Here is a 6,748-nt window from a genome sequence, read left to right on the forward strand (position 1 = left end):
ATTTAACCAAGGACAAATGACAAATAGCTAATAAACGTGGTGCTTGACTTTTGCTGATACGGGTGTGAAAATTGTTGCTGTTTTCGGGGATAACACTTGTAAGCGATCACAAGCTTGTAAACTCTTAAAAGCTGCCTCTCGCACTACAACTTCTTCCTCTCGACTGAGTAGGAGTTGCAAGCATTGGACAATATCTTGCTGCACTGAAGAATCAACTCGCTTACGGCTGATCAATTTAGTTAGTTGACCTAGAGCAATCAACCGCTTCAATGGATCTTTTTCTGTTAAGTTCACCAACAAGCGATCAAGGTGGTCTTCTTCTCGATTTTCATAGAAGTGGACAATTTGCCATACCAATAAAATTAAAGTTAACAAGGTTGCCACACCTTGCACAATCGCACCAGCAGCAATCCAATGACTGTGAGAGTCAATCCATATTGCCGCTGCCATGTAAGTGCTGACAGTAGCAAGACCACCACTAATAACTGCTAAAGCTAACCGACGATTTGAAATGTTTAAGAAATTACGTATTTTTGACCAGCGCAATTGCCAGTCCCACTCCTGCATTGAGTAAACCAATACCATTACTCCAATGCCGATTAAGAGAGCCAGTAGCAGTTTCCAGTTCCACAACAACATGGCGATGATAATTGTCAGGAACCCAAGAAAGCCTCCAGGGCCGGAGAAACGTTTAAATGTTTGCTGCTTTATGGCTCCCTTTGTCTTGAATTTTGGAAGCGACCAGTTCCAGTTGGGGATTTGGTTGATCAATTGCTGCCAAGAAGACGAAGCCTGTGCCACAGTGTTTACCTACTTGATTACAAAATTACCTATTGTATAAGTTTTACTATGGATGAAGAAAGGATGATGGCTCAAATCACAAAATGCCCGGTTTTATAGACGGATAGTAGACTAATACAGCACAGCGCAAATAAGATACCATTTTCAATCGCTCAGAGCAAGGGCATTTTGTACGTAAGTCTTAGTTAAAGACAAAAACGAAAGTTATCAAGGGTGAATTGACCATCAAAAGTACAAAAGGTAACGCTGTAAATGTTATTTACATTGATAGATAATAAGGTATTAGGGGAAATTGGCGAGTCGGAATTGGCAAGATTAGAGCCTGGTAGTGCAGTTTGAGCGAGTAGTTGCCGATCGCGATCATAGGCGGAAAACACTAGCCGTTGCGAACTAGTGACAAAGGCGCTAACCGAGTTAACTGGACGCAAGAAACTAGCTTCTAAAAATCCGCTTTTGGGCGCTCCCATTAAGACTATTAGCCCTGAATAGGTTGGAAATGCTGGATTTGATGGCTGTATTGCTAGAGAATTGTGAAAAATGACTCCCCAACGTTCATATTGGCGCTCTACTGCTTCAAAACACTTTAAGTCTTCTAAGTCTAAACAAATACAAGTAGGTACAGGAAGTCTGGTAGCATCAATAACTGGCTCGACCTGACCCCGCCTAGCTGAAGCTTTTATTTCGTTTTCTATATTAAAGTTGTCAAGCGCAAATTTAGCGTCTTCAATCGTTGGTAGTTTATTTGATTGAAGAGTAGCTTGCTCTACCATGACATCCCGCCTTCCCATTACTTAGATAATAATTAAATTATTTATACATTAAAAATTATTAATTCTACATATATTAAGTAGAATTAACAGCTTATTAAAATAAGCGTTTTAACTATTGTTAACGTGTTGACGCTCAAAATTATTTATGGGTTTTTTGATAGACTACCATAAAAACTTATGTCATATTGACGCTGGAGCGATCCTCGCTATCATGAGAAACCCTTATAAAACAGTAATTTCAACGTTAATTTACTTGATGAGTATGAAAAAAAGCACCAAATCTTTACAAGTAATCCAGTAATTTATATATCTACTTAATCTGACGCTAGTGAGAAGTCTTAGGATGATTGGTTCGCTGATAATAACAATGAATGGGGAGTTTGAACTAGACACATGAAGAGTGCTGAGTTAAAAAACTGCCTACAAAGGACGTTATTTTTACTAAGTACACAGATATTGAGTGCTTTTTAATTTACTCAGCACTGAGTGCGGTAAACATCTAGGGTGACTAAAGGGGAGGCGGATAAATTATCAAATCTTCTCTTCCTGTGCTTGCATCCTAGATATCGTGTCTTACTTGTGCCAACAAATCACTACAGTCAACAAAAAAATACTTATGTTTCAACCATTAGGATTTGAACAACGTTCTATAGATACCTCACTAGGTAGAATGGTATATTACACTGCTGCTGGAGCACCTTGGCAGGATGATGGAACAGCCAAAGACGATCAGGAAACTTTGGTATTCCTGCACGGCTTTGGTGGTGGGTCTTCTGCTTATGAGTGGTCGAAAGTTTATCCGGCTTTTGCGGCTGAATATCGAGTCATTGCGCCAGATTTGCTCGGTTGGGGTAGGTCTGAACATCCAGCACGGAGTTATAAAATTGAGGATTATTTGACCACGATTCGGGAGTTTTTCGAGCAGACTTGTACTGGGCCAGTAACAGTGATCGCTTCTTCTTTGACCGCAGCATTTACAATTCGGGTAGCAGCAGATCGTCCTGATTTATTCAAGTCTTTAATTCTTACCACCCCCGCCGGACTTTCCGACTTTGGCGAAGACTACTCCCGTAGTTTTTTTGCCCAATTAGTTAGTGTTCCCATTGTTGATCGTTTACTTTACAGCACTGGAGTTGCTACTAGTGGAGGCATTCGCGGCTTCTTAGAACAAAGGCAATTTGCTCAATCCAATCGAGTCTACGAAGAAATTGTAGATGCTTATCTACAATCCGCCCAACAGCCCAATGCTGAATATGCAGCACTGTCCTTTGTTCGTGGCGATTTGTGCTTTGATTTATCCCTTTATATTCAACAATTAACCACTCCCAGCGCCATTATTTGGGGACAAAAGTCAGAATTTACAGGCCCCTCAATTGGTCGCCGCCTTGCTGAAATCAATCCTCAAGCAATCCAATTTTTTCAACAGTTGGAAGATGTCGGATTAACACCACAGTTAGAATTGCCAGCAGTGACAATCGGGTTAATTCGCAAATTTTTGCCTTTGCTTAATTAACATGAGTCGTAGAGACGCGTTCGCCCCGCTGCGCTAACGCATCTCTACATTCTTTTTCACCAGATGTTTAATAAGATTGCTAGAGAAAATATTATCAACAAAAGTGACAATACTATTTATCTTTCAATCTGATATCAATAACAGTTGCATTGAAGTCGTAGTTAAAGCCTTCTAACTCAAATGGCATCCCAATTTTCACTTTACTGTTACCCAAAACTGGCCCGCTTTCAGTAACTTGGGCTTTACCATCTAAAGTCAAAAGAAAATCTGTACTATAATTGTTGCTCTTGGGATCTGGCAGTTCTTTAACAGTACCATCCGGTTGGAAAACATTGATTGTTCTAGGTAGCTGTTGAATAGATTTAATTTCAATCTGTCCGTATGGTTGATTGCGGATAATTACATTGGTTTTTTCACCTTTTTTGAAGCCATTATCGATTAATCTTTCTGGGTCACGTACATTCAAACCACGAACTACTAAGTCTACTTCTATAGGTACTGTTTTCGCACCGACTTGGGCAACAGAACCAGAAGTGCCAGGAAAAACAAAGATGCCAAAGATAACTAGTAGAATTACCAGCGCAGCACCTAAATCTAGAAGATTGATTTTGCCAAACAAGCGACCTTTTGAATCTAAAATAGCCATAAAAAGTTTTCCGATGTAATAACGAAGTAATGGATTATAACAAGAAAGTTTTCGATGGTAACAACAATTTTCCCTATTTGGTAATAACTCAAAGTCTTCGGGGTTGCGATTATGCGACAGTTTATCACGAGTTCGTAATTTCCGAGGAACGGCAGCTAACCCTCAAAATTTTACCTGTTAATACTGACGCGCCTGGAAAGTAAAATCTAGTGTTTAAGCCTATCTTTGGAGGGAATCTCTAGCCTCCCGCAATTCGGTAGATTTGCGTCAAGATTATCTGTATGACAACTCCTTTAGTCTTGAGTTAAGAATGCAACTTAGAATACTCTAAATCCGTCTCATAATTTGTTTCCTCATTTTATGTTCTCCCGAAATAATCTTCAAAGCGTATTATGTTCAATTGGAAAGGTTTTACTGCAAATTACCGTGTGTGGTGGCGTCGCTGGTTTTATCCCCTAATTTCAGTGGTAGTCGCCCTGAGTCTGTGCCTGAGTACACCCTTGCCTGGAAGAACTTTAGATTTCTTGCCTCTTCTACTCCAAGGAGTTCAGGCATTTCAGCTTTCTAATATATCCCCTAATCAAGAAGTTGATCTTGGTAAGCAGATTAATCAGGAATTGGTCGGCAGTCAAGTCCGACTTTACCGCAATCCCGAAGTGAATCGTTATGTAGAAAAAGTTGGTCGGCGTTTAGCAACGAATAGCGATCGCCCCGATCTCCCCTATAATTTCCAGATAGTTCAGGATGACTCTATTAACGCTTTTGCGACCTTGGGCGGCTATGTATATGTCCATACAGGTTTGCTGAAAACCGCAGACAATGAAGCGGAACTAGCAAGTGTACTTGCCCATGAAATTGGTCACATTGGCGGGAAACACGTAGTCAAGCAGATGCAGCAAAAAGCCCTCGAAAGTGGTCTATTAACGGCGGCTGGCTTAGATCGAAGTACCGCAGTGCAAATTGGTGTACAGTTAGCGCGAGACTTACCACGCAGTCGTAAAAACGAATTTGAAGCCGATCAAAGAGGACTACGAACTTTGACACGTACTGGTTATGCCCAGTCAGCAATGGTTTCTTTTATGCAAAAGCTGCTGAAAAAGGGTGGTTCTACTCCAACATTTTTGAGTACACACCCCGGAACTAGCGATCGCATTGATGCCCTCAGACGTGCAATTAACTCTCAACCTAGTAATGGAAAATATGGCTTGGATAATGCTAGTTATAAAGCTAATATTCGACCATTAACAAGGTCTTGAGGAAATTGGGCATTGGGAATTGGCTTATAGGAGGCAGGAGGGAGAGGTTCTTTAATTTTGAATTTTGTTAGAGCAGCGTAAAGCCTTCTCTTCTCTTTCAGAGACGAAGACAGCGAACGAGAGGCTTGTCTGCGACACGCTGCGCCAACGCCAAGGCATGGCTAACTCTTGGAGAGGCTGCGCCAACGCTTAGAGCGAGTCTGCGTACTCTGTAAGAGTTGCAAGCTACGCTTTTAGCGTCTCAAAGAGAGGTCATTTTGAATTTTGAATTAATTTCTCCCCACTCCCACTCATCTCAAATATTGCTCAATTCTTATTGCGGCGAGCGACTTTAATTTTGGCTGGATCAACCGTACTTACAACCTCTTCTAAAGGCAGCATACGGATATAATTTTTAAAGATATTAACTTGATAAACCAACTGATTTGTGACATCTAGTCCAGTCAACCAGCCACTCCGAGGATGATAAGCACCAGTATCTATGTCTAGCCATCCCTTTCCTTGTGCCAGTTTCCCAGGAGAAACACCCGGCAGGGTAAAGGTAATGGTGTGACCGATGATAATTTGTTTATCTGGAAAGTAAGGTTTTTCAATGCTGTGAAATTCCTCTCGTATCCAGCACAGTTCATCGGCAGTTTGTTCTATCACCGACTTGCAAGGGTCAACACCAGCATGAGTTAACCAAATATCCCCCAAGTCAATGTATGTAGGCAAAGCTTTTAACCAATCCAGATGGTCATCAGGAATTGGAGCCTCTTGGTAACTGGCCACGGTAGCTTGCCCTCCACCAAACAGCCATGCTTGCATCGTCGAGGAGGAAGTCCTTTCATTGGTCAGAATGCTTAGTAACATCTGCTCATGATTTCCCAACAAACAGGAGTAGTTATTTTGCTTGACAAAATTAACTACTTGTGCACTATGAGGACCACGATCAATTAAGTCTCCCAGAAAATAGACTCGATCTTCTGAGGTGGGGGCGATCACCTCTAACAATGTCATTAAACCTTCATAGTGTCCATGCACATCCCCAATTACAATTCGTCTGGGGCTAGTTTCGCTCATTGTCTCTTAGCTGCAATAGTTTTGGCTAATACTTCTGCTACAGTTTACGCTGTCTGCTTTCCGCAATGAAAGGTAAAAATACTGGATAATGGTTATTTTAATTTAATTTTTGTACAAGTAATAAACTTAACTTATCAAATATATACAAAGACAATTGGTTTTCAGATATAACTTATAATAATGATGGCGTAAGACTTGCTTTTTCTGCTAATTTGAACTAATTAGCCGATAATTTAGGCTCTTGCCATATTCATCACTTTTAAGTTCACAATGTCTAATGCTTTCTCTGCTGAAATTAGTTCGCGCATCTGCAAGCACATGAATGACGATCATGCTGATGCTGTAGTTATTTATGCTAAAGCTTTTGGTGGTGTAACAGATGCCATAGCAGCCGAAATGCTGTCAATTGATGCACAGGGTATGGATTTAACAGTGCAAGTAAATGGGGAAGCTGTACCAGTTCGCATTCAATTCGATCATGTTTTAGTAGATGCAGAAGATGCCCATCAAACTTTGATTACAATGGTGAAGCAGGCGCGGGTGAAGGCTAAATAGGAAATGACAAAGTAATTGACACTAAATCTGCGATACATTTAATCACATATTTGGCGTTGCATAAGTGCGGGATGAATCAGGTTAACACGGGTATTTTCCCGTACTTCAAGTAATGAAGTAATAATCGAATTGAATACTTCAGCAT

The 6,748-nt window shown here is 40.7% G+C and carries 8 protein-coding genes; 4 read left to right on the top strand and 4 right to left on the bottom strand.

The genetic code is table 11. From position 1 onward, the window contains the following. Positions 1-27 precede the first annotated feature (27 nt). Both V7K89_RS19795 and V7K89_RS19800 read right to left on the bottom strand, forming a co-directional pair. Positions 28-801: an armadillo-type fold-containing protein gene (locus tag V7K89_RS19795; protein WP_335190044.1), complete on the bottom strand. Its 774-nt coding sequence runs from the start codon at positions 799-801 to the stop codon at positions 28-30. A 185-nt stretch (positions 802-986) separates the two neighbouring features. Further along, positions 987-1,589, bottom strand: a complete 603-nt coding sequence (locus tag V7K89_RS19800; RefSeq protein WP_335190046.1) for a hypothetical protein — start codon at positions 1,587-1,589, stop codon at positions 987-989. Between the two features lie 598 nt (positions 1,590-2,187). Here V7K89_RS19800 and V7K89_RS19805 point away from each other — a divergent pair. After that, positions 2,188-3,084 carry an alpha/beta fold hydrolase gene (locus V7K89_RS19805; protein WP_335190048.1) on the top strand — a complete coding sequence of 299 codons (897 nt, stop codon included), beginning with the start codon at positions 2,188-2,190 and terminating at the stop codon, positions 3,082-3,084. Positions 3,085-3,196: 112 nt separating this feature from the next. Here the strand turns inward: V7K89_RS19805 and V7K89_RS19810 are convergent, their stop codons facing one another. Further along, the gene (locus tag V7K89_RS19810) at positions 3,197-3,730 is read right to left on the bottom strand and encodes a DUF4330 domain-containing protein (protein ID WP_335190050.1); all 534 of its coding nucleotides are present in this window, start codon (positions 3,728-3,730) and stop codon (positions 3,197-3,199) included. Positions 3,731-3,759: 29 nt separating this feature from the next. Here V7K89_RS19810 and V7K89_RS19815 point away from each other — a divergent pair, with 29 nt between their 5' ends. Further along, the gene (locus V7K89_RS19815; protein WP_335190052.1) at positions 3,760-3,933 is read left to right on the top strand and encodes a hypothetical protein; all 174 of its coding nucleotides are present in this window, start codon (positions 3,760-3,762) and stop codon (positions 3,931-3,933) included. Positions 3,934-4,122: 189 nt separating this feature from the next. Continuing rightward, positions 4,123-4,986 (top strand): M48 family metallopeptidase, encoded by an 864-nt coding sequence (locus V7K89_RS19820; protein WP_335190053.1) that lies wholly within the window; start codon positions 4,123-4,125, stop codon positions 4,984-4,986. 306 nt (positions 4,987-5,292) lie between these two features. Here V7K89_RS19820 and V7K89_RS19825 read toward each other — a convergent pair whose 3' ends face one another. After that, positions 5,293-6,048, bottom strand: coding sequence for a metallophosphoesterase family protein (locus tag V7K89_RS19825; protein ID WP_335190055.1), 756 nt, complete (start codon positions 6,046-6,048; stop codon positions 5,293-5,295). A 270-nt stretch (positions 6,049-6,318) separates the two neighbouring features. On the opposite strand from V7K89_RS19825, the gene V7K89_RS19830 reads away from it, so the two are divergent. After that, positions 6,319-6,603 (top strand): DUF2470 domain-containing protein, encoded by a 285-nt coding sequence (locus V7K89_RS19830; RefSeq protein WP_335190057.1) that lies wholly within the window; start codon positions 6,319-6,321, stop codon positions 6,601-6,603. Positions 6,604-6,748 lie beyond the last annotated feature (145 nt).

It is taken from the genome of Nostoc sp. (assembly GCF_036917515.1).
Taxonomy (GTDB): domain Bacteria; phylum Cyanobacteriota; class Cyanobacteriia; order Cyanobacteriales; family Nostocaceae; genus Nostoc.

What these genes read in the sequence shown, in the direction of transcription:
- V7K89_RS19800 (WP_335190046.1), bottom strand. Translation starts at nt 1,589, where the DNA reads ATGGGAAGGCGGGATGTCATGGTAGAGCAAGCTACTCTTCAATCAAAT.
- V7K89_RS19805 (WP_335190048.1), top strand. Translation starts at nt 2,188, where the DNA reads ATGTTTCAACCATTAGGATTTGAACAACGTTCTATAGATACCTCACTA.
- V7K89_RS19810 (WP_335190050.1), bottom strand. Translation starts at nt 3,730, where the DNA reads ATGGCTATTTTAGATTCAAAAGGTCGCTTGTTTGGCAAAATCAATCTT.
- V7K89_RS19815 (WP_335190052.1), top strand. Translation starts at nt 3,760, where the DNA reads ATGGATTATAACAAGAAAGTTTTCGATGGTAACAACAATTTTCCCTAT.
- V7K89_RS19820 (WP_335190053.1), top strand. Translation starts at nt 4,123, where the DNA reads ATGTTCAATTGGAAAGGTTTTACTGCAAATTACCGTGTGTGGTGGCGT.
- V7K89_RS19825 (WP_335190055.1), bottom strand. Translation starts at nt 6,048, where the DNA reads ATGAGCGAAACTAGCCCCAGACGAATTGTAATTGGGGATGTGCATGGA.
- V7K89_RS19830 (WP_335190057.1), top strand. Translation starts at nt 6,319, where the DNA reads ATGTCTAATGCTTTCTCTGCTGAAATTAGTTCGCGCATCTGCAAGCAC.